Consider the following 20,925-nt stretch of genomic DNA (forward strand, 5'->3'; position numbering starts at 1 on the left):
TGATCCGGCGGGCATAGCAGACTGGAACGTCTCCAATCCGGAGCGGATCAATCTTGCCGGAGCCCCCCATGACCGACGATTCCATTGATCACGCGTCCCCCTTCCGCACCAGCCTGCTCGAGGAAGCCGATGGTGCGGGCAGCAATCCCACCGTCAACCCGACCATGGGCGAGCTGATCTCGATTCGCTTCTCCCGTCGCGGCCTGCTGAAAGGCTCGCTCGCCGTTTCCGCCATCGCCGCGACCGTCGGCCCGGCGGCGCTGCTCTCCGCCGATAGGGCGCAGGCCGCGAGCGACGCTCCCGCCGGCAACGGCTCGGCCTTCAGCTTCAACGAGGTCGAGGCCGGCGTCGACCAGACCCACCATGTCGCCGAGGGCTACGACGCCGAAGTGCTGCTGCGCTGGGGCGACCCGCTCTTTCCCGATTCGCCGGCCTTCGACCCGAAGAACCAGAGCGCCGAGGCCCAGCGCCGGCAGTTCGGCTACAACAATGATTATGTCGGCTTCATCCCGCTCGACGGTTCGTCCGAGCACGGGCTGCTGGTGGTGAACCACGAATACACCAACGAGCACCTGATGTTCCCCGGCATCGTCAATGTCGCGGAGGGCAAGCTGAAGGTGGCGCCGGCCGACAAGGCGCGCGTCGATATCGAGATGGCGGCGCATGGCGGCACCATCGTCGAGATTCGCAAGGTCGGCGGCAAATGGCAGGTGGTGCGCGAGGGCACGCTCAACCGCCGCATCACCTCGACGACGCCCATGCAGGTGACGGGCCCGGCCGCCGGCGACGACCGCCTGAAGACCTCGGAAGACCCGACCGGCACCAAGGTGTCCGGTACGCTGAACAACTGCGCCGGCGGCGTCACGCCCTGGGGCACCTATGTGATGGCCGAGGAGAATTTCCACGGCTATTTCCTCGGCACGCTGCCCGAGGGCCACAGGGAGGCCGCCAACTACAAGCGCTACGGCGTGCCGGAAGGCGCCTATGAGTGGGGCAACATCTACGACCGCTTCGACCTCGCCAAGGAGCCGAACGAGCCGAACCGCTTCGGCTGGATCGTCGAAGTGGACGTGAACGATCCCAATTCGGTGCCGAAGAAGCGCACCGCGCTCGGCCGCTTCAAGCATGAGGGCGCCGAGTCGATCGTCGCCAAGGACGGGCGCGTCGTGTTCTATCTCGGCGACGATGAGCGCTTCGACTACGTCTACAAGTTCGTCACGTCAGGCACGTTCAACCCGAACGACCGCGCCGCCAACATGGACCTGCTCGACACCGGCACGCTCCATGTCGCCAAGTTCGACGCCGACGGCGCGCTGGAATGGATGCCGCTGGTGTTCGGCCAGGGGCCGCTGACGGCGGCCAACGGCTTCAACAGCCAGGCCGACGTGCTGATCGAGACCCGCCGCGCCGCCGACCTGCTCGGCGCCACCAAGATGGACCGTCCCGAGGACATCCAGCCGAACGGCGTCAACGGCAAGGTCTACGTGATGCTGACCAACAATACGAAGCGCAAGGACGACCAGGTCGACGCCGCCAATCCGCGGGCCAAGAACGCCTTCGGCCACATCATCGAGATCACCGAGGCGGGGGGCGACTTCGCCGCGACGAAGGGCACATGGGAAGTGCTGCTGAAGTGCGGCGACCCGTCGGTGGCGGCGGTCGGCGCCTCCTTCTCCACCGACACCACCCGCAATGGCTGGTTCGGCATGCCGGACAATTGCGCGGTCGATTCGGCCGGCCGGCTCTGGGTGGCGACGGACGGCAACGGCCCGAAGGAGACCGGCCGCACGGACGGGCTCTGGGCGGTGGACACCGAGGGCGGCGCGCGGGCGACCTCCAAGCTGTTCTTCCGCGTGCCGGTGGGCGCCGAACTGTGCGGCCCGCTGATCGCGCCGGACGACCGCACCGCCTTCGTCGCCGTCCAGCATCCCGGCGACGGCGGCACCGACTGGGCGCCGTTCGGCCGGCCGTCCTATTACGAGGATCTGTCCACTCGCTGGCCGGACTTCCGCGACGACATGCCGGTGCGCCCGGCCGTGGTCGTCATCACCAAGCAGGATGGCGGCAAGATCGGCTCCTGAGGCATACGGGCGGGCAGTGCGAGGCCCCTCACCCCAGCCCTCTCCCCGACGGGGAGAGGGCTTTGGCCTTCCCCATACGCAGCCTTCGCACCTCTCCCTCATCCCCGGGCTCGACCCGGGGACCCAGCCTTGCCGCATGCGGCCGGTCACAGGCCTGGGTGGCCGGGGTCAAATCCGGCCATCAGGGGGAATGCCCTGAAGGGAGAGAAGCGGCGATGTCGGGCCGATTTTAAGGCAGAGCACGCCCCTCTGAGAGGGAGTTCGCGAAGCCGCGCGGCGGCGCTCAGCCGAACTTGTTGTTGCGCGGAAAGCCCTTGGGCGGCAGACGCCCGGCACCGGCGCGCTCGCCGCGCCACTCGGTGAGGTCCGCCACCGTCCAGGTGCGGCCCGACGTGTCGGTCCAGGTCAGGCCGTCGGCGGCACCGAACACCTTCACATCCGACATCGCGCCGTCCTTGTAACGCTGCAGCCGCACGCCGCGCCCGCGCACCATCTCCGGAATCTGCGAGAGCGGAAAGACCAGCAGCTTGCGGTTCTCGCCGATCACCGCGACGGTGTCGCCCGCAGCCGGGACGACCTTCACCGCATCCTGCCCGTCGACGCCGAGCACCTGCTTGCCCTTGCGGGTATTGGCGAGGCAATCATCCTCGGCGACGACGAAGCCGCGGCCTTCCTTCGCCGCCACCAGCAGCTTGCCGCCGCTCTGATAGGGCCGCACGTCGACGATGTCGGCCTCCTGCTCGAGCTCGATCGACAGGCGCAGCGGCTCGCCATGGCCTCGCCCGCCCGGCAGCTTGGAGGCGTCGAGCGTGTAGAAGCGGCCATTGGTGGCGAATACCAGCAGCTTCGCGGTGGTCTCGGTCAGGAAGCTGATCTTCAGCTTGTCGTCGCCCTTGAAGGTGAGCGTCGAGAGGTCGGCGACGTGGCCCTTGAGGGCGCGGATCCAGCCCTTGTCCGACACCACGACGGTGATCGGCTCGCGCTCCACCAGCGCCTCGATCACCGCATCCGCCTTGTGCGCCGAGGCCTCGCCGAAGGTGGTGCGGCGGCGGCCGAGCGCCGTCTCGGGCGCGAACATCTTGCGCGTCTCGCCGAGCTGCCAGGCGACCGTCTTCCACTGCTTGGCCTCTGAGGCGAGCAGTTGCTCGATGCCGTCCTTCTCCTTGGACAAGGCATCGTGCTCCTTGCGGATCTCGAATTCCTCGAGCTTGCGCAGCGAGCGCAGCCGCATGTTGAGGATCGCTTCCGCCTGCACGTCGGTCAGCTCGAAGCGGGCCATCAGCACGGGCTTGGGCGCGTCCTCCTCGCGGATGATGGCGATCACCTCGTCGAGATTGAGATAGGCGACGAGGTAGCCGCCCAGCACTTCGAGCCGATGCTCGATCTCATTGAGGCGGAAGCGCGAGCGGCGCAGCAGCACCTCGCGGCGATGGTCGACCCATTCGCGCAGCGCATCGACCAGGCCGACCACCTTCGGCACCTGGCCGCCGACCAGCACGTTCATGTTCAGCGGGAAGCGGGTTTCCAGCTCGGTCAGCCGGAACAGGCTCTCCATCAGCAGCTCGGCGTCGACATTTCGCGCGCGCGGTTCGAGAACCAGCCGCACATCCTCGGCGCTCTCGTCGCGCACATCGGCGAGCAGCGGCAGCTTCTTCTCGTTGAGCAGGTCGGCGATCTTCTCCACCAGACGCGATTTGGGCACGCCATAGGGAATCCCGGTGACGACGATCACATAGGTGCCGCGCCCGGTCTCTTCCTTCTCCCAGCGCGCCCGCAGGCGGAAGCCGCCGCGTCCGGTCGCATAGGCATCAGCGATCGAGGACGGGGATTCGATGATGACGCCGCCGGTGGGGAAATCCGGACCCTTCACGAACCTCAGAAGGTCGTCGGTGGTGGCCTGCGGGTTCTCGATGAGATGCAGGCTGGCGTCGATCAGCTCGGCCGCATTGTGCGGCGGGATGGAGGTCGCCATGCCGACGGCGATGCCGGTCGAGCCGTTGGCGAGCAGGTTCGGGAAGGCGCCGGGCATGACGACCGGCTCTTCGGTCGTGCCGTCATAGTTCGGGCGGAAATCGACCGCGTCCTCGTCGATGCCGTCGAGGATCAGCCGGGCGACCTCGGTCAGGCGCGCCTCGGTGTAGCGTTCGGCGGCGGCGTTGTCGCCGTCGATATTGCCGAAGTTCCCCTGCCCGTCGACCAGCGGATAACGCTGCGAGAAATCCTGCGCCAGGCGGACCATGGCGTCGTAGATCGCCATGTTGCCGTGCGGATGGAACGAGCCCATCACGTCGCCGACGATCTTGGCGCTCTTGCGGAAGCCGCCGCCGGGATCGAGCCGCAGCAGCCGCATGCCATAGAGGATGCGCCGGTGCACCGGCTTCAGCCCGTCGCGGGCGTCCGGCAGGGCGCGATGCATGATGGTCGAGAGCGCATAGGCGAGGTAGCGCTCCTCGAGCGCCGCCTTCAGGCCGATCGGTTCGATCGTGCCGTCATCGGTCGGAATCGGTGGCTCTCCCATGTCCTCTGGCTACATCGAAGCGCCGCCGGGAACAAGACGCGAACGCAGCATGAGTCGCACTACGCACAACCGGAAGATGACGACGTGATTCGGACATGGGCGCCGCGCTGCCGTTGACGGGCGTTGAAGAAACGAAAGCTCCGGCATTTCGACTGAATGCACTCGAAAGGGATTTCGCGCCGGCGACGCCGTCTCGCGTTTCGCTTCCCTTTCGCCTGGGTATCGTTTCGGTTTCTCTTCCAATGAAACGAAACTGATATGAAAGTCGAACTAAATTAGGTGCGTTTTGTCTGGTGTTGGGGTAAGTTAGTTAAGGCGACTTTTCGGGGGAACAGTCGATGAGACTCACGCTAGCCGGCCTGCTGCTTGCAGCGGGTGCGGGGATTTATGCCGATCAGGCGGCCGCGCAGCCGCCGACATATCTTTATCTCGGCCCGCCACGGACGGAGCTGCCGCGTGCCGGCGCGAACGGCACGCAGGATACGGGCGGGCAGGATATAGGCGGGACGGGCACCACCGGATGGATGAACATCTGCCGCGAGCGCGTCGCCGTCCGCTCTGACATACGCGGCCATGCGGTCCGCGTGGTGGTTCCCAGCTGCAACATGGTCTGGGTCGGCCGCCGCTATTTCTACAACGGCAACTACTACGCCGATCCAACCTTCACCACGCCGATCAACTAGACGGCGCGGCGCAGCGCCGACAGAAGCGCCGCGCGCGAGTCCGGCAGCGGCAGGCCGCGCGGCTCGAACACTCGCCGGGCGAGGAAGTGCCCGGTGAGTTCGAAGGCGGCCTGGACGTCGCTCGGCTGCGGCGGCTCGGCGACTTCGCTGATCAGGAAATACGGCAGGTTGAGCAATTGCGCCCGCCAGGGCTCGCCGGCGTCGCGGCTGACCGCGCGGCCGGATTTCGGCGAGACGTAGAGCAGATCGTTGCGCCCACCGGTGGCGGCGCAGCTTTCGAGGTCGAGGCCGAAGCCGAGCTCCGCCAGCATCGTCAGCTCGAGCCGCGCGATCATCATCCCGGTGAGCCGCACCTCGTCGAGATGCTCGACCATGGTCACCAGCAGCTCGTGCAGCGCCGGATGCGGATCGCGCTCGGGCAGCAGGCGCACGAGGCTGCCGATGTGGCTGAGCGCGAAGGCGGAATGCGCCTGCGCCATCAGCCGGCCGGCGCGCGGTGCGGTGACCTCCAGCGCGAAGGCGCCGAGATGTTCGTCGAGGCGCGCGCGCCACACCACCCGCACGCCATTGCCGGGCTGCAGCGAGGCCGCCTGACGACGCGAGCCGCCGCCCCGGACGAGACCGAGATGCCGCCCGTGCCGGGCCGTCATCAGCTCGACGATGGCATTGGCCTCGCCATGGCGGCGCAGGCCGAGGATGATGCCATCGTCGGACCATTCCACGGCAGGCCCCTAGTCGGACTGCGGAAAATCGAGCCCCATCTCGCGGTAGCGTTCGGGGTCGTCGGCCCAGTTCTCGCGCACCTTCACGAACAGGAACAGGTGCACCGGCGCCTCGACGATCCCGGTCAGCTCCTTGCGGGCCGCCATGGAGATCGCCTTGATGGTCTCGCCGCCCTTGCCGAGCACGATCTTCCGCTGGCTTTCGCGCTCGACGAAGATGGTCTGCTCGATCCGCACCGAGCCGTCCTTGCGCTCCTGCCAGGAATCCGTCTCCACGGTGGAGCGGTAGGGAAGTTCCTCGTGCAGCCGGTGGAACAGCTTCTCGCGGGTGATCTCGGCCGCCAGCATGCGCATGGGGGCGTCGGAGATCTGGTCCTCGGGATAGAGCCACGGGCCGAGCGGCAGGGTCTGCGCCAGCCATTGGCGAAGCTCGGTCAGGCCGTCGCCGCCGAGGGCGGAGACCATGAACAGCCGGTCGAAGCTGATCAGCTCGGCGACCTTGGCGGCGAGCTCCAGAAGGTTCTCGCGCTTCACCAGATCGATCTTGTTGAGCAGGATCGCCCGCGGGCGGCGCACGTCGGCGAGGCCCCGGATGATCGCCTCGACATCCTCGGTGAGGCCGGCGCGGGCGTCGATCAGCAGCACCACGGCGTCGGCATCGCCCGCGCCGTTCCAGGCGGAGCGCACCATCGCCTTTTCCAATCGGCGCTTCGGCGCGAAGATGCCGGGCGTGTCGACGAGGATGATCTGCGTGACGCCTTCGAGCGCGATGCCGCGCACCAGCGAGCGCGTGGTCTGCACCTTGTGCGAGACGATCGACACCTTGGTGCCGACCAGCGCATTGGTGAGCGTCGACTTGCCCGCATTCGGCGCCCCGATCAGGGCAACGAAGCCGCAGCGCGTCTCTTCGGTGGTTTCGTTCATGAATTGACCCGTTGGAGAAACGCCGCCGCGGCGGTTTTCTGCGCGTTCTGCTTGGAGGAGCCGGTAGCCTCGACCGGATCGAAGCCGGGCACCTCGACGGCGATCCGGAACTCGGGATTATGGTCCGGTCCCGAGCGATCCACCAGCCGGTAGTGCGGCGGCGCAAGTCCCCGCCCCTGCGCCCATTCCTGCAGCGCCGTCTTGGGATCACGGGCCGAGCTGCCGGGGGTGGCGAGGCGTGGCCGCCAGAACCGCTCGACAAGCGCCTCGGCGGCGGGATAGCCGGCGTCGAGATAGACCGCCGCCAGCACGGCCTCGGCGACATCGGCGAGGATCGCCGGGCGGTCGCGGCCGCCGGTGCGGTCCTCGCCCGCTCCGAGGCGCAGATGGGGACCAAGGCCCATCGTCCGGGCGACATCGGCGCAGGCGTCCTCGCAGACGAGATCGGCCAGACGGCGCGACAGCTCGCCCTCCTCCGCGTTCGGATAGGCGCGGTAGAGCATGTCCGAGACGACCAGCCCCAGCACATGGTCGCCGAGGAATTCGAGGCGCTGATAGGAGCGCACGCGGATCTTCGAGCCCTGCCCGCCGCTGACCGAGCTGATATGCGTCAGCGCCAGCCGCAGATGCGCGCGGTCGGAGAAGCTGTGGCCGAGCGCCGCCTCGAGCGCGTCGAGGTCGGCATCGTCGTCGGCGCGGGTCTTGCCGCGCGTCATCGCACGAAGGAGAAGATGCGATCCCAGCGCACCGTCCAAGGCCATTTCCAGAACTGCCAGGCGGCGTCGCCTTCCTTCACCGAGAAGAAGATCACCTGCGCGCGGCCGATGAGGTTCTCATAGGGAACGTAGCCGACCTGGCTGAGGACGCGGCTGTCGGTGGAGTTGTCGCGGTTGTCGCCCATCATGAAATAGTGGTCGGGCGGCACCTTGTAGACCGGGGTGTTGTCGTAGAAGCCGTTGTCGACGAGGTCGAGCGTGTAATAGCTGACGCCGTTGGGCAGGGTCTCGGTCCAGCGCTTCACGCGCTCGACACGCCCGCCACCCTCGTCATCCATCCAGTAGCCGGCATCCTCGCGTTTTACCGGCACGCCGCTGATGTGCAGCAGGCCGCCGATCATCTGGATCTCGTCGCCCGGCAGGCCGATGACCCGCTTGATGTAGTCGGTGCTCTGGTCGCGCGGCAGCTTGAACACCACGACGTCGCCACGGTTCGGCGGCGAGCCGAGCAGGCGGCCGTCGAACAGGTCCGGCGAGAAGGGCAGCGAGAAGCGGCTGTAGCCGTAGCTGAACTTCGACACGAACAGGTAGTCGCCGACGAGCAGCGTCTCCTTCATCGAGCCGGAGGGAATGTTGAAGGGCTGGAAAAGGAAGGTACGGATCAGAATGGCGATGAGAAACGCCTGAAGGATGACCTTGACGGTCTCGCCGAGCCCGCCTTCCTTCTTCTTCGGTTGGGTCGTCGAAGTCATGTCGCCTTCCGGTGCGCTCGCGGCGCGGCATGCGCCGCACGAGGCGGCCGTGCGGCTCCTATAGCCGCTCGGCGAGGCGGCGGCAACGCGCGCCGCTCACGATCGCACGAGGTGACGGCAGGTCAGCCGCCATTGGCTTTCGGGACAGCACTGATAATGACGAAGGCCTGCGCGAGCGGGCCGTCATCGGTGATGGTCAGGTCGATGCGCGCCTCGCAGCCTGGCGGCGTGATCGCGTCGAGCCGTTCCCGGGCGCCGCCGGTCAGCTCCATGGTGGGGCGGCCGGACGGCAGGTTGACGACGCCCATGTCGCGCCAGAACACGCCCTGCGCCAGTCCGGTTCCGAGCGCCTTGGCGCAGGCCTCCTTGGCGGCGAAACGCTTGGCATAGCTCTCCACCCGGCGCGCCCGGCGATCGGACTTGGCGCGCTCGACCGGCGTGAAGACGCGGTCGAGGAAACGCTCGCCATGACGCTCCAGCACCTCGGCGACGCGCCGCGCGTCGGTGATGTCGGAGCCGATGCCGATGATCATGCCAGCCTCACGCGGCCTGCGGCGCGCCGATGCCCGCCCGCCCGCGCGCCATGGCCGCCCGCATGTGGCGAATCGTGCCCTCCAGGCCGCCGAAGATCGCCTCGCCGATGAGGAAGTGGCCGATGTTCAGCTCGCGCACGGCTTCGATGCCGGCCATCGTCTCGGCCGTCGCGTAATCGAGGCCGTGGCCGGCATGGATCTCCAGCCCGAGTGAGGCGCCCTGCCCCGCGGCACGCAGCAGCCGCGCATATTCCGCCTCGGCCTTGTCGGTCTCGCCGGCAGCGATGAAATCGCACCACGCACCGGTGTGCAGCTCGATCACCGCCGCGCCGATGTCGGCGGCGCGGGCAATCTGGTCCTCGTCCGGAGCGACGAAAAGCGAGACGCGGATGCCGGCATGGGCCAGCGTCTCGACCTTGCGGGCGAGGTCGATGCCGCCGCCGATCACGTCGAGCCCGCCCTCGGTGGTGCGTTCCTCGCGCCGCTCGGGCACGAGGCAGCAGGCATGCGGCCGGTGCTCGAGGGCGATGGCGACCATTTCGTCGGTCGCCGCCATCTCGAAGTTCAGCGGCACGGTCAGCTGCTCGCGCAGGCGCCGCATGTCGCTGTCGCGGATATGGCGGCGGTCCTCGCGCAGATGCGCGGTGATGCCGTCGGCCCCCGCCGCGCAGGCGAGCTGGGCCGCGCGCACCGGATCCGGCAGGTCGCCGCCGCGGGCGTTGCGGATGGTGGCGACGTGGTCGACGTTCACGCCGAGACGGATGGGCGGGATGATGGGGGTCATGGCGGTCACGCCTTCGCGCCCTGGATGCCGCGCGAGCCGGGCTTGACCGGCGACAGGGCGGCCAGCTCCGGCGGCAGCGCGTCGGCCGGATAGGCCGGGATGTCGAGACGGGCGAGCGCCACCAGCTTCACGCCGAGATCGGCCTTGCCGTTCGAGCGGTCGATGAGGCAAGCCGCGCCGACGACGTTCCCGGTGTGCTCGGCGATCGAGGCGAGGCATTCACGCGACGACAGGCCCGTGGTGACGATGTCCTCCACCATCAGCACTTTTGCCTCGGGGGGAATGGTGAAGCCGCGACGCAGCTGGAACTTACCCTCCTCGCGCTCCACGAACACCGCCTTGGCGCCGAGATGGCGCGCGGTCTCGTAGCCCGGCACGATGCCGCCGACGGCGGGGGAGACGACATAGTCGATCTTGCCGAAGGCCGCCTCGGCCTTTTCCGCGAGAGCCTTGCACAACCGGGCGGTGCGCACCGGATCCTGGAAGATGAACATCTTCTGCAGGAAGACCGGGCTGCGCAGGCCCGACGACAGAATGAAATGGCCCTCAAGCAGCGCGCCGGCCGCACGGAACTCGGCCACGACCTCGTCTTGTGTCATCTGAATGCCCGAAGGAAGTTACTGAATGGCTGCGGTGATAGCCCATCCGCCGGTCCGCGTCACCCGCTCAGGCACCGGTCGACGGCAGCCTGCGCCCAACCGTCCGGCTGCGCGCCCGCACACAGGCGAGCGACACCTCGCCGGCCAGCTGCTCGACCCGGCCGCTGGCCGCGAGCATGGCGTCGCCGGCGATGCGTCCCCAGAATTCCTTGGCGGCGCCCGAGACGATGCGGAGATTGGCCTGAAGCTGCTCGGTGGGCATGGATGTCTCCTCTGATCGTCCCGCGGGACTGCCGAGGAAACGCGAAGCAGGGTTAACGATTCCCTATCAACCGTTGACGCGCTCGACGCTGGAGACGACCGGCCGCGCCCGCAGATCGGTGATGATGCCGTTGAGGTGGCGCAGGTCGTAGACGCCTATGTCGATGACCATGCGGGTGAAATCGGCCGAGCGCGAGGACATGCGCAGATTTTCGATATTGCCGTCGCGCTCGCCGATCACCTGCGCGACCTGCGCGAGCGAGCCGGGCTCGTTCGTCGCCACCACGACGATCTGCACCGGGAAACGCTGCGGGTCGTCCTCGTCGACGTCCCAGCGCACGTCGAGCCAGCGTTCCGGCTCCTCCTCGAAGTCCTGCAGGGCCGGCGACTGGATCGGGTAGATGGTGATTCCCTCGCCGGGAGACAGGATGCCGACGATGCGGTCGCCCGGAACGGCGCCGCCATTCGGCGCGAAGCGCACCGGCAGCTCCCGGTTGATGCCGCGAATGGGAATGGCGGTCTTCGGGTCCGGATCGCTCTCGATGCCGGGGATCTTGAACTTGAGGCTCTGGCCCTGCTCCAGCTCGAACCAGCCCTCGCCCTTCGGCGCGGCGCGCTCTTCCGGGCGTGGGCCGGTCCATTCGGGATGGACCGCCTTCACCACGTCGTCGGAGCGCATCTCGCCGCGCCCGACCGCCGCATAAACGTCCTCCAGCGACTGGCGCGCCAGCCGGCCGACGGAGCCGGCAAGCTTCTCCTCCGAGAACACCTTGCCGGCGCGCACCACGGCCCGCTCGACGATCTTCTTGCCGAGACCGGCATATTGCGCCCGCACCGCGGCGCGGGTGGCGCGCCGGATGGCGGCGCGCGCCTTGCCGGTGACGACGATCGATTCCCACGCGGCCGGCGGCGTCTGGCCGGCGGCGGTGATGACCTCCACCTCGTCGCCGTTCTGCAGCTCGGAGACCAGCGGCGAGATCTTGCCGTTGATCTTCGCTCCGACGGCGCGGTCGCCCACCCCGGTATGGACGGCATAGGCGAAATCGATCGGCGTCGCCCGGCGCGGCAGGATGATCAACCGTCCCTTCGGCGTGAAGCAGAACACCTGGTCGTGGAACAGTTCGAGCTTGGTGTGCTCGAGGAATTCCTCCGGGCTCGATCCCTCCGCCAGCAGCTCGATGGTCCGCCTCAGCCAGGCATAGGCGCTGGAGTCGCGCGTCAGCACGTCGGAGCCGTTGCTGTCCTTGTAGAGCGCGTGCGCGGCGATGCCGTATTCGGCGATCTCGTGCATCAGCCGGGTGCGGATCTGCAGCTCGACGCGCTGGCGGCCGGGCCCGACGACCGTGGTGTGGAGCGAGCGGTAATCGTTCTGCTTGGGCGTCGAGACGTAGTCCTTGAAGCGGCCCGGCACCAGCGGCCACTTGGTATGGACGACGCCGAGCGCGGCGTAGCAATCCTCGACGCTCTCCACGAGGATGCGGAAGGCGTAGATGTCGGAGAGCTGCTCGAAGGCGACGGACTTCTGCTCCATCTTCCGCCAGATCGAATAGGGGCGCTTCTCGCGCCCCTTCACGACGGCGGAAATGCCTTTCTGCGCAATGGCGTCGGACAGTTCCTTCTCAATCGAGGCGACGAGCTCGCCATTGTTCTCCTTCAGCGCCTGGAGGCGGCTGCGGATCGATTCATAGGCTTCCGCGGAAAGCTGCCGGAAGGAAAGGTCCTCCAGCTCCTCGCGCATGTCGTGCATGCCCATGCGCCCGGCGAGCGGGGCGTAGATGTCGAGCGTTTCCTGCGCGACGCGCGAACGCTTCTCCTCCGGCACCCATTTCAGGGTGCGCATGTTGTGCAGGCGGTCGGCGAGCTTGACCAGCAGGACCCGCACATCGTCGGCGATGGCGAGCAGCAGCTTGCGCAGGTTCTCGGCCTGCTTGGCCTGCTTGGAGACGAGATCGAGCTTCTTGATCTTGGTGAGGCCCTCGACCAGCGCGCCGATCTGCGGGCCGAAGATCTTGTCAATCTCGTCGCGCGTCGCGTCGGTGTCCTCGATCGTGTCGTGCAGCAGGGCCGCGACGATGGTGGCATCGTCGAGCTTGAGGTCGGTCAGGATGGCGGCGACTTCGAGCGGATGCGAGAAGTAGGGATCGCCGGAGGCGCGCTTCTGCGTGCCGTGAGCACGCATCGCATAGACGTAAGCGCGGTCAAGCAGCGCCTCGTCGGTATTGGGATTGTACCGGCGTACGCGCTCGACGAGCTCGTACTGCCGCATCATGACAGGGACTCGCGAGAATGGTCGGCCGACAGGGCCGATCGGCTAGATATTGTCCGCGGCGCAAGCCGGCGCAAGCTGCATGTCGCGGAAAAGCCAAGCAAAATGCAAACGGCCCGGCACTAGGCCGGGCCGCGTGACACAATCGCCTCAGGCGATCAGCCTTCGTCGTCGTCGCTCGGCTCCGGCGGCACGAGGCCCTGGAGACCGGCCAGCAGTTCTTCCTCGGTCATGCGGTCGAGCATGACGTCGGAATCGTCCGAGCTGGCCGAGGCGATCATCGGAACGGTTTCGGGCTCCGGCTCGTCCACCTCGGTGAACTTCTGGAGCGAGTGAATCAGTTCTTCGCGCAAGTCTTCCGGCGAAATCGTCTCGTCGGCGATCTCGCGCAACGCGACGACGGGGTTCTTGTCGTTGTCGCGATCGACCGTGATCGGCGAGCCGGACGCGATCATCCGGGCGCGATGGCCGGCAAGAAGAACGAGCTCGAAGCGATTGTCGACCTTGTCGATGCAGTCCTCGACGGTGACGCGAGCCATGCTTCGGCACTCCTGACGGTGTAAAGGAAGCGGCCTCAATAGACCAACGGGGCCGGCGGGGCAAGCGTTCCACGCAGGGGGCGGGCATTCCCGCGCAGCGGATTCTTAAAATGGCGGACAACCGCCGCCGCCGTCTCGCGGGTGCCACAAATGCGTTATGTCTATGGGCGGGGGCCGGCACATCGTTTCGCGATGCGCCGCAACGCGTTTCAACCCCTCTGATTCAGGGTCATTGCCCAGTATGGTTCACGGTATGGAAAAGATCGCCCTTTTTATTGATGGGGCCAATCTCTATTCGGCCACCAAGTCACTTGGATTTGATATCGACTACAAGCGCCTGCTGAAGGATTTTCAGGGGCGCGGCTACGTCCTGCGGGCATTCTACTACACCACGCTGGTGGAAGATTCGGAATATTCCTCGATCCGCCCGCTACTCGACTGGCTGGACTACAACGGCTACTCCGTCGTCACCAAGCCGGCGCGCGAGTTCACCGACAGCCAGGGCCGCCGCCGCGTGCGCGGCAACATGGATATCGAGCTGGCAGTGAACGCCATGGAGCTCGCCGGCCATGTCGACCACATCGTGATCTTCTCCGGCGATGGCGACTTCCGCTCGCTGGTCGAGGCGATCCAGCGCAAGGGCGTGCGCGTCACCGTGGTTTCCAGCATCCACACCCAGCCGCCGATGATCGCCGACGAACTGCGCCGGCAGGCGGACGTGTTCCTCGACCTCGTCGACCTGCAGGCGCGCGTCGGCCGCGACCCCGCCGACCGTTCCGGCCGCATGCAGGAAACGCCGCGCTTCCTGGAGCGGCGGACCGCGCCCCCGTCGGGCGACGGCGACGACGAAATGCCGGACTCCTGAGGACGATGGACGCAACCACCTTCAGGACGCCGGCGCCGGCCGACGCCGAACCCGGCCGCGACTGTCCGCTCTGCCCGCGGCTCGTCGCCTTTCGCGAACATTGGCGCGGACAGGAGACCGGCTGGCACAACGCGCCGGTCCCCTCCTTCGGACCGATCGACGGGCGGCTGCTCATCGTCGGCCTCGCCCCGGGTCTGCGCGGCGCCAACCGCACCGGGCGGCCGTTCACCGGCGACTATGCCGGCGAGCTGCTCTATTCGACGCTGATCCGCTTCGGCTTCGCCACCGGCCGCTTCGAGGCGCGGGCGGACGATTCGCTGCGGCTGCGCGATTCACGGCTCACCAATGCGGTGCGCTGCGTGCCGCCGGAGAACAAGCCGACGACCGAGGAAATGCGCGCCTGCCGCCCCTTCCTCGCCGCCACGATCGGCCTGCTGCCGAGCCTCAGCGCCATCGTCGCGCTCGGCAAGATCGCCCATGACCAGGTGCTGGCCGCGCATGGCGAGAAGCTCTCGCACCACAAATTCGCCCATGGCGCGGTGCATCGCCTCGGCGAAGTGGTGCTTTTCGACAGCTATCACTGCTCGCGCTACAACACGAACACCGGCGTGCTGACGACCGAGATGTTCCACGCCGTCTTCGCCAAGGTGCGCGCGCATATCGACGCGCTGGGCTGACTCCGGTCAGGGCGCTACCGGCGCCCACAGCACATCCTCGATCCGCCGCGCGCCGGCCGCCAGCATCACCAGCCGATCAAAGCCCAGCGCGATGCCGGAGGCTTCCGGCATCGTCGCCAGCGCCGCGAGGAAGTCCTCGTCGATCGGGACGCGCGTGCCGTAGAGGCGCTCCTTCTCGTCCATCCACTGGTTGAAGCGGCGACGCTGCTCGGCCGCGTCGGTCAACTCTCCGAAAGCGTTGGCCAGCTCGACGGCGCAGACATAGAGCTCGAAACGCTCGGCGACGCGCGGATCCTCGGGCTTCGGCCGCGCCAGTGCCGCTTCCGATACCGGGTATTCGCACAGGATGGTCGGGCGACCGATACCCAGATGCGGCTCGATCTTCTCGACCATCACCCGGGTGAAGACGTCCGCCCAACCGTCGTCATCCGCAACCCGGATTCCGGCCGCACGCGCCGCGTGCCAGAGGCTGTCGCGGTCGTTGGCCTCGATGCCGACGCTCGCCATAAGGTCGATGCCGGCAAACCGCGCGAAGGCTTCCGTCACGGTCAGGCGCTCCGGTGCCACGCCGATGTCGCAGGCATGCCCGCCAAAATGGAACACCCGTACGCCGACCGTCTCTGCGGTGACGGCCAGCAGCGCCGTGCAGTCGCGCATCAGGGAGCCGTAGCCTTCATGCGCCCGATACCATTCCAGCATGGTGAACTCGGGATGGTGGAGCGCGGTGCGCTCGCCGTTGCGGAACACGCGGGCGAAGGTGAACAGGCGCTCCTCGCCGGCCGCCAGCAGCTTCTTGGCGGTGAATTCCGGCGAGGTGTGCAGGTAGCGCGGCACGCGCGTGCCGTCCGGCCGCTCCAGTTCCGTGGCGAAGGCCTTGAGATGCGTCTCGTTGCCCGGCGAGACCTGGAGGATCGGCGTTTCCACCTCGATGAAGTCGCGCGCGGCGAAGAAGGCGCGCAGCGCCGCCTGGATGCGCTGGCGCGCCAGCAGGAAGGGGCGCCGGTCGGCGTGGCGTTCGGGCGACCACCAGGGTGAAATCGAAACGGACATAGGACGGTCCTCCGGCGCGCGCACGGGCGGGTTGCGGGCGGGGTTGGCGGAAAGCGGGCGCGCTTGTATAGGAGGCGCCAACGGAATCCCAGCGGTGCCCCGCGTGATGCGACGCACCCAACAGCCAGAGGACCGCAATGGTCAAGGTCATCGCCAGCACGCTGCGCAAGGGCAACGTGGTCGACATGGACGGCAAGCTCTACGTCGTGCTCACCGCCGAGAACATCCACCCCGGCAAGGGCACCCCGGTGACCCAGCTCGACATGCGCCGCATCTCCGACGGCACCAAGGTCTCCGAGCGCTACCGCACCACCGAGCAGGTCGAGCGCGCCCTCGTCGAGGACCGCCCCTACACCTTCCTCTATTCGGACGGTGAGGGCTACCACTTCATGAACCCGGAAAACTACGACCAGATCGCGGTGTCGCCGGACGTGATCGGCGACCAGGCCGCCTATCTGAGCGACGGCATGCAGGTCCATCTGTCGGTGCACGAGGGCATTGCCATCGCCATCGAGCTGCCGCAGCGCATGGTGCTCGAAGTGGTCGAGACCGAGCCGGCGATGAAGGGGCAGACCGCCTCCTCCTCCTACAAGCCGGCCATTCTCTCCAACGGCGTGCGTTCGGCCGTGCCGCCGCACATCGCGGTCGGCACCCGCATCGTGGTGATGACCGCCGACGGCTCCTATGTCGAGCGCGCCAAGGACTGAGCGGCGCTGACAGGCCGAATCAAAAAGCCCGGCCAAGTACCGGGCTTTTCTTTTGAATCGGGCTTGGCGGCGGCGTGGGGCCTGGCCCGGCGACGCTGTCGTCGTTCCGGACGACCGGAGGTCGATCCGGGCTCTACGGCTCCCCCTTCGGGCGGGATGACAAGACGCCGTTACCCGCGGTCGCGCATCAGCCGCTGCTTGTCGCGGGCCCAGTCCTTGGCCTTCAGCGCCTCGCGCTTGTCGTGCGCCTTGCGGCCGCGGGCGATGGCGATCTCAACCTTGGCCCGCCCCTGCTCGTTGAAGAAGATGCGCAGCGGCACCACGGTCATGCCTTCGCGCTCGACCGCCTGCCAGAGCTTGGCGATCTCGCGCTTGTGCAGCAGCAGTTTTCGCGGGCGGCGCGGCTCGTGGTTGAAGCGATTGGCCTGAAGATATTCAGGAATGAAGGAATTGTAGAGGATCGCCTCGCCCGTCTTGGCGGAAACATAGCTCTCGGCCACGGTCGCGCGACCGCCGCGCAGGCTTTTGACCTCCGTGCCCGAGAGCGAGATTCCGGCCTCGAAGACCTCGCCGATCTCATAGTCGAACCGCGCCCGCCGGTTATCGGCGACGACCTTGCGCGGCAGCGTCTTCTTTTCGGCCATTACACTTGCCCCTCATCGGGGCGCCGGCCCCGATGGAACGTCAGTTGAGCAGCCCGGCGTGGCGCATGGCCTCGCGGACGGTCTCCTTGGTCTTCTCGGTCACCGGCACCATCGGCAGGCGCGCCTCGTCGGCAATCTTGCCGAGGAGGCTCAGCGCATATTTGGTGGGGCTCGGATTGGTTTCAACGAACAGCGCCTGGAACAGCGGGAACAGACGGTCCTGAATTTCCAGCGCCTTGGCGTAGTTGCCGGCGATGCAGGCGTCGATCAGCTGCGCGCAGAGCTTGGGCGCCACGTTGGAGGCGACCGAGATGCAGCCGTCGCCGCCATGCGCCATGAAGGCCAGCGCCGTGGCGTCCTCGCCGGAGAGCTGGTTGAAGCCCGCCCCCATGGCCTGGCGCTGCTGGCTGACGCGCGCGAGATTCGCGGTCGCGTCCTTCACGCCGGCGATGTTGGGCAGTTCGTACAGCCGGGCCATCGTCTCCACCGACATGTCGACGACCGACCGGCCGGGGATGTTGTAGATGAAGATCGGAAGGCCGACCGCATCGTTGATGGCCTTGTAGTGCTGGTACAGGCCCTCCTGCCCCGGCTTGTTGTAGTAGGGCGTGACGACGAGCACCGCGTCGGCGCCCGCCTGCTCGGCATGGCGCGCGAGGTCGATGGCCTCGATCGTGTTGTTCGAGCCGGCCCCGGCGATCACCGGCACGCGGCCGGCCGACTGGGCGACGGTCCATTCCACCACGCGCTTGTGCTCGTCATGCGAGACGGTCGGGCTTTCGCCCGTCGTGCCCACCGGCACGAGGCCGTGGATGCCTTCCTCGATCTGCCAGTCGACGAGCCCGCGAAACGCTTTCTCGTCCAGCGCGCCGTCGCGGAACGGCGTCACGAGCGCCGTAAAGGATCCACGGAAGGGCAGCGAGTGGGACATGGAGCGCTCCTGAAGCTTTCATTCGTCCTTGTCGCGCGCCATGCCCGGCATGGCGCTGCAAAGGGGCCATCAGATATCGCGTCGGCGCGGCCGAAGGAAGGGCGTTGTTGCGGAAGCCTTGGCAAAGCGCGTCAGGTGCGGCACCCTGCCCCTGTTTCGCCGGGTTGGACGCTTACAGCGGAAGGCGATGAAGGGCGATTGAACCCTCCGGCGGCGAAGACGCGGGGTAGTGGTTAGCAATTCGTCAATAAGATCGCGGGACAACAGACGACATCGGGTCCTTCAGGGACCGCCGCATGATCCGGCTTCGTCGGTTTGTCAGGAGTGCGAGAGCCCATGAGCGAGTACGTGAACGAATTCGCGATCCTGCGTCCTGACGTCCGTTGCGGACGGAGGGCGCGTGCCGGCATGATTCTGCCGGTCGCCGCCGCGCTGCTGCTTGGCTCCGCCGGCTTCGTCCTGCCGCTCGCCACCACATCCGTGCAGGCGGCGACGCCCGTGCCGACGCCGGCGCCGAAGCCCAAATCCGCCGCCAAGCCCCCGGCCAAGCCCTCGACGGTGAAGTCCGCCAAGGCGAAGACCAAGCCGGCGAAGACCGCCGCCAAGCCAACGGTCACCCCCTCGTCCAAGGTCACGGCGGCGTCGGCTGCGGCAGGCACCGCCCTCGCCGCGCCTGCCCTGGCCCGTGCGCCGGGCGACCTTCAGCAGGCCGTGAGCCTGATCGACAAGGGACAGTCGGCCCAGGCGCTCGCCATCGCCGACCAGATGCGCGATCCCGGCGCGCAGGCGCTGGTGCGCTGGCTGGCGCTGCGCGTCACGGCCCGCGACGTCGGCTATGACCGCGCCGTCGCTATCCTGCGGGCCCATCCGACCCTCCCCACCCCGATCGTGCTGCGCCGGCGGCTCGAATATCTGCTCTATGCCGAGAACAAGGATCCGCAGACGATCCTGACCTTCTTCGCCGAGCAGGCGCCCTTCTCCGGCGAAGGCAAGATCGCCCTCGCCCGGGCGCTGTTCGCCGCCGGCGACCAGAAGGCCGGCGCGGCCTGGCTGCGCAATGCCTGGCAGGAGGACGCGCTGTCCTCCGAGGCCGAATCCACCGTCATGGTCGAGTTCGGCGGGCTGCTGACGCGCACCGATCACAAGTACCGCGCCGACAAGCTGCTCTATGCCGAGGATTCCGAGCGCGGCCTGCGGGCGGCACAGCGGGCAGGCGACGATGTCACCGCCCTCGCCCGCGCCCGCATCGCCCTGTCCTCCGGCAAGGGAGACGCGGCGAAGCTGCTGGCGTCGGTGCCGGGCTCGCTGCGCTCGGATCCCGCCTATCTGTACACGCTCGCCAAGATCCAGCGCCGCAAGGACGACCACGTCGCCGCCGCCCGCACGCTCGCCAGCGCGCCGCGGGATTCCGCCGTGCTGATCGACCCCGACGAGTGGTGGATCGAGCGTCGGCTCGTGGCACGCGGCCTGCTCGACAAGGGCGACGCCCGCACCGCCTACAAGGTGGCGCGCGACGCCGCGGTGCCGGAAGACGAGCATATGCGCGCCGAACACCAGTTCACCGCCGGCTGGATCGCGCTGCGCTTCCTCAACGATCCCAAGACCGCGCTACAGCATTTCAGCAAGGTGCCGGAGAATCAGACCCACCCGGCCACCGTCTCGCGCGGCCATTACTGGCAGGGGCGGGCCTGGGAGGCGCTGGGCTCGACCGCCAATGCGCGCGCGCAGTACGAGGCCGCCGCCGATTACGGCAGCGCCTATTACGGACAGCTCGCCAATGCCCGGCTGGGCGTTTCCCGTGTCAAGATCAAGGCCGCTCCGGCCGCCAATGCCGCTCAGCGCGCCGCCTTCGCGCGCGACGAGGGCGTGATGATCTTCAGGCTGCTGGAACGGCTCGACAAGTCGAACCTGTCGCTGGCGCTGGCCTATGACCTCGCCGAGCGCCTGCCCGATGCCGCCCAGCTCGGCCTGCTGGCCGAACTCGCCAAACAGCAGGGCGACGCCCGCACCATGACGACGATCGGCAAGGTCGCGCTCAATCGCGGCATTCCGCTGGAGGCCGAGGCCTATCCCACGATCGGCATTCCGAACTACCGGCCGATCGCCGAGGACGTCGACCGCTCGCTGGTCTTCGCCATCGCCCGCCAGGAGAGCATGTTCAACCCCTCCGCCCTGTCGCGGGCCGGCGCCACGGGCCTCATGCAGGTGATGCCGGCGACCGGCCGCACCATCGCCAGGCGCACGGGTGCGTCGCTCAATCCGGCGCAGCTCAGTAATCCGACGGTCAATGTCCAGTTCGGCTCGGCCGAGCTGCGCAGCCTGCTCGACAACTACCAGAACAACTATGTGCTGACCTTCGCCGGCTACAACGCCGGTCGCGGCAATGTCGCGAAGTGGATCGCCCAGTATGGCGATCCGCGCGATCCGTCCGTCGATCCCATCGACTGGGTCGAGCGCATTCCGTTCTCGGAGACGCGCAACTATGTGCAGCGCGTGATGGAGAATGCGCAGGTCTACAAGTCGCGCTTCGGCTCGCGCGACACGCTGCAGATCGAGGCGGACCTGCGCGGCTCGCGGCTATGACGCCCGCCGCCGCGCGATAAAACGTCCCGGACGGGCTCAGCCCGCCCGGCGATCGCCGAAGATGCGCCTGAGCCAGCAGCCACCGACGCA

General features: G+C 67.7%; 20 protein-coding genes. 6 read left to right on the plus strand and 14 right to left on the minus strand.

From position 1 onward, the window contains the following. Positions 1 to 68 precede the first annotated feature (68 nt). Positions 69 to 2,081 carry a PhoX family protein gene (locus AC1PZ7_RS13990; RefSeq protein WP_482355821.1) on the plus strand — a complete coding sequence of 671 codons (2,013 nt, stop codon included), beginning with the start codon at positions 69 to 71 and terminating at the stop codon, positions 2,079 to 2,081. Positions 2,082 to 2,364: 283 nt separating this feature from the next. Here AC1PZ7_RS13990 and parC read toward each other — a convergent pair whose 3' ends face one another. Continuing rightward, positions 2,365 to 4,599 carry a DNA topoisomerase IV subunit A gene (parC, locus tag AC1PZ7_RS13995; RefSeq protein ID WP_482355822.1) on the minus strand — a complete coding sequence of 745 codons (2,235 nt, stop codon included), beginning with the start codon at positions 4,597 to 4,599 and terminating at the stop codon, positions 2,365 to 2,367. A gap of 338 nt (positions 4,600 to 4,937) precedes the next feature. Here parC and AC1PZ7_RS14000 point away from each other — a divergent pair, with 338 nt between their 5' ends. Continuing rightward, positions 4,938 to 5,282, plus strand: coding sequence for a hypothetical protein (locus AC1PZ7_RS14000; RefSeq protein ID WP_482355823.1), 345 nt, complete (start codon positions 4,938 to 4,940; stop codon positions 5,280 to 5,282). Here the strand turns inward: AC1PZ7_RS14000 and recO are convergent. From recO to rpoZ, 10 genes are all read right to left on the minus strand, one after another. After that, positions 5,279 to 6,004: a DNA repair protein RecO gene (gene recO / locus AC1PZ7_RS14005; RefSeq protein WP_482355824.1), complete on the minus strand. Its 726-nt coding sequence runs from the start codon at positions 6,002 to 6,004 to the stop codon at positions 5,279 to 5,281. The two genes, AC1PZ7_RS14000 and recO, sit on opposite strands and share 4 nt — an antisense overlap. Before the next feature lie 9 nt (positions 6,005 to 6,013). After that, positions 6,014 to 6,928 carry a GTPase Era gene (era, locus tag AC1PZ7_RS14010; RefSeq protein WP_482355825.1) on the minus strand — a complete coding sequence of 305 codons (915 nt, stop codon included), beginning with the start codon at positions 6,926 to 6,928 and terminating at the stop codon, positions 6,014 to 6,016. Continuing rightward, positions 6,925 to 7,644 (minus strand): ribonuclease III, encoded by a 720-nt coding sequence (gene rnc / locus AC1PZ7_RS14015; RefSeq protein WP_482359651.1) that lies wholly within the window; start codon positions 7,642 to 7,644, stop codon positions 6,925 to 6,927. The genes era and rnc overlap by 4 nt, the downstream gene beginning before the upstream one ends. Next, positions 7,641 to 8,396 carry a signal peptidase I gene (lepB, locus tag AC1PZ7_RS14020; RefSeq protein ID WP_482355826.1) on the minus strand — a complete coding sequence of 252 codons (756 nt, stop codon included), beginning with the start codon at positions 8,394 to 8,396 and terminating at the stop codon, positions 7,641 to 7,643. The genes rnc and lepB overlap by 4 nt, the downstream gene beginning before the upstream one ends. 122 nt (positions 8,397 to 8,518) lie before the next feature. Next, positions 8,519 to 8,929 (minus strand): holo-ACP synthase, encoded by a 411-nt coding sequence (gene acpS / locus AC1PZ7_RS14025; RefSeq protein ID WP_482355827.1) that lies wholly within the window; start codon positions 8,927 to 8,929, stop codon positions 8,519 to 8,521. Positions 8,930 to 8,936: 7 nt separating this feature from the next. Next, positions 8,937 to 9,713, minus strand: coding sequence for a pyridoxine 5'-phosphate synthase (locus AC1PZ7_RS14030; protein ID WP_482355828.1), 777 nt, complete (start codon positions 9,711 to 9,713; stop codon positions 8,937 to 8,939). 5 nt (positions 9,714 to 9,718) lie between these two features. Continuing rightward, complete coding sequence (gene pyrE / locus AC1PZ7_RS14035) at positions 9,719 to 10,312, minus strand: orotate phosphoribosyltransferase (RefSeq protein ID WP_482355829.1); 594 nt, start codon at positions 10,310 to 10,312, stop codon at positions 9,719 to 9,721. Positions 10,313 to 10,379: 67 nt separating this feature from the next. Further along, the gene (locus AC1PZ7_RS14040; RefSeq protein ID WP_482355830.1) at positions 10,380 to 10,574 is read right to left on the minus strand and encodes a CsbD family protein; all 195 of its coding nucleotides are present in this window, start codon (positions 10,572 to 10,574) and stop codon (positions 10,380 to 10,382) included. Between the two features lie 66 nt (positions 10,575 to 10,640). Next, positions 10,641 to 12,842 (minus strand): RelA/SpoT family protein, encoded by a 2,202-nt coding sequence (locus AC1PZ7_RS14045; protein ID WP_482355831.1) that lies wholly within the window; start codon positions 12,840 to 12,842, stop codon positions 10,641 to 10,643. Positions 12,843 to 12,997: 155 nt separating this feature from the next. Beyond that, positions 12,998 to 13,378: a DNA-directed RNA polymerase subunit omega gene (rpoZ, locus tag AC1PZ7_RS14050; RefSeq protein WP_482355832.1), complete on the minus strand. Its 381-nt coding sequence runs from the start codon at positions 13,376 to 13,378 to the stop codon at positions 12,998 to 13,000. A gap of 241 nt (positions 13,379 to 13,619) precedes the next feature. Between rpoZ and AC1PZ7_RS14055 the strand changes: the two genes are divergently transcribed. Further along, a complete protein-coding gene (locus tag AC1PZ7_RS14055) occupies positions 13,620 to 14,243 on the plus strand; it encodes a LabA-like NYN domain-containing protein (protein WP_482355833.1) in 624 nt (207 codons plus the stop codon). Positions 14,244 to 14,248: 5 nt separating this feature from the next. Continuing rightward, a complete protein-coding gene (locus AC1PZ7_RS14060; protein ID WP_482355834.1) occupies positions 14,249 to 14,920 on the plus strand; it encodes a uracil-DNA glycosylase in 672 nt (223 codons plus the stop codon). 6 nt (positions 14,921 to 14,926) lie between these two features. On the opposite strand, the gene epmA is transcribed toward AC1PZ7_RS14060, so the two are convergent. After that, positions 14,927 to 15,970, minus strand: coding sequence for an EF-P lysine aminoacylase EpmA (gene epmA / locus AC1PZ7_RS14065; protein WP_482355835.1), 1,044 nt, complete (start codon positions 15,968 to 15,970; stop codon positions 14,927 to 14,929). 137 nt (positions 15,971 to 16,107) lie between these two features. On the opposite strand from epmA, the gene efp reads away from it, so the two are divergent. Continuing rightward, the gene (efp, locus tag AC1PZ7_RS14070) at positions 16,108 to 16,677 is read left to right on the plus strand and encodes an elongation factor P (RefSeq protein ID WP_482355836.1); all 570 of its coding nucleotides are present in this window, start codon (positions 16,108 to 16,110) and stop codon (positions 16,675 to 16,677) included. 170 nt (positions 16,678 to 16,847) lie between these two features. Here efp and smpB read toward each other — a convergent pair whose 3' ends face one another. Beyond that, positions 16,848 to 17,321 carry an SsrA-binding protein SmpB gene (gene smpB, locus AC1PZ7_RS14075; RefSeq protein ID WP_482355837.1) on the minus strand — a complete coding sequence of 158 codons (474 nt, stop codon included), beginning with the start codon at positions 17,319 to 17,321 and terminating at the stop codon, positions 16,848 to 16,850. A gap of 40 nt (positions 17,322 to 17,361) precedes the next feature. Beyond that, entirely contained in the window at positions 17,362 to 18,252 is an 891-nt protein-coding gene (gene dapA / locus AC1PZ7_RS14080) for a 4-hydroxy-tetrahydrodipicolinate synthase (RefSeq protein WP_482355838.1), read from the minus strand. 408 nt (positions 18,253 to 18,660) lie between these two features. Here dapA and AC1PZ7_RS14085 point away from each other — a divergent pair, with 408 nt between their 5' ends. Continuing rightward, the gene (locus AC1PZ7_RS14085) at positions 18,661 to 20,835 is read left to right on the plus strand and encodes a transglycosylase SLT domain-containing protein (RefSeq protein WP_482355839.1); all 2,175 of its coding nucleotides are present in this window, start codon (positions 18,661 to 18,663) and stop codon (positions 20,833 to 20,835) included. Positions 20,836 to 20,925 lie beyond the last annotated feature (90 nt).

Source organism: Ancylobacter sp. TW_SC_1 (assembly GCF_056836805.1).

Coding starts and splice junctions, on each gene's coding strand:
- AC1PZ7_RS13990 (WP_482355821.1), top strand. CDS start 69: ATGACCGACGATTCCATTGATCACGCGTCCCCCTTCCGCACCAGCCTG.
- parC (WP_482355822.1), bottom strand. CDS start 4,599: ATGGGAGAGCCACCGATTCCGACCGATGACGGCACGATCGAACCGATC.
- AC1PZ7_RS14000 (WP_482355823.1), top strand. CDS start 4,938: ATGAGACTCACGCTAGCCGGCCTGCTGCTTGCAGCGGGTGCGGGGATT.
- era (WP_482355825.1), bottom strand. CDS start 6,928: ATGAACGAAACCACCGAAGAGACGCGCTGCGGCTTCGTTGCCCTGATC.
- rnc (WP_482359651.1), bottom strand. CDS start 7,644: ATGACGCGCGGCAAGACCCGCGCCGACGACGATGCCGACCTCGACGCG.
- lepB (WP_482355826.1), bottom strand. CDS start 8,396: ATGACTTCGACGACCCAACCGAAGAAGAAGGAAGGCGGGCTCGGCGAG.
- acpS (WP_482355827.1), bottom strand. CDS start 8,929: ATGATCATCGGCATCGGCTCCGACATCACCGACGCGCGGCGCGTCGCC.
- AC1PZ7_RS14030 (WP_482355828.1), bottom strand. CDS start 9,713: ATGACCCCCATCATCCCGCCCATCCGTCTCGGCGTGAACGTCGACCAC.
- pyrE (WP_482355829.1), bottom strand. CDS start 10,312: ATGACACAAGACGAGGTCGTGGCCGAGTTCCGTGCGGCCGGCGCGCTG.
- AC1PZ7_RS14040 (WP_482355830.1), bottom strand. CDS start 10,574: ATGCCCACCGAGCAGCTTCAGGCCAATCTCCGCATCGTCTCGGGCGCC.
- AC1PZ7_RS14045 (WP_482355831.1), bottom strand. CDS start 12,842: ATGATGCGGCAGTACGAGCTCGTCGAGCGCGTACGCCGGTACAATCCC.
- rpoZ (WP_482355832.1), bottom strand. CDS start 13,378: ATGGCTCGCGTCACCGTCGAGGACTGCATCGACAAGGTCGACAATCGC.
- AC1PZ7_RS14055 (WP_482355833.1), top strand. CDS start 13,620: ATGGTTCACGGTATGGAAAAGATCGCCCTTTTTATTGATGGGGCCAAT.
- AC1PZ7_RS14060 (WP_482355834.1), top strand. CDS start 14,249: ATGGACGCAACCACCTTCAGGACGCCGGCGCCGGCCGACGCCGAACCC.
- epmA (WP_482355835.1), bottom strand. CDS start 15,970: ATGTCCGTTTCGATTTCACCCTGGTGGTCGCCCGAACGCCACGCCGAC.
- efp (WP_482355836.1), top strand. CDS start 16,108: ATGGTCAAGGTCATCGCCAGCACGCTGCGCAAGGGCAACGTGGTCGAC.
- smpB (WP_482355837.1), bottom strand. CDS start 17,321: ATGGCCGAAAAGAAGACGCTGCCGCGCAAGGTCGTCGCCGATAACCGG.
- dapA (WP_482355838.1), bottom strand. CDS start 18,252: ATGTCCCACTCGCTGCCCTTCCGTGGATCCTTTACGGCGCTCGTGACG.
- AC1PZ7_RS14085 (WP_482355839.1), top strand. CDS start 18,661: ATGATTCTGCCGGTCGCCGCCGCGCTGCTGCTTGGCTCCGCCGGCTTC.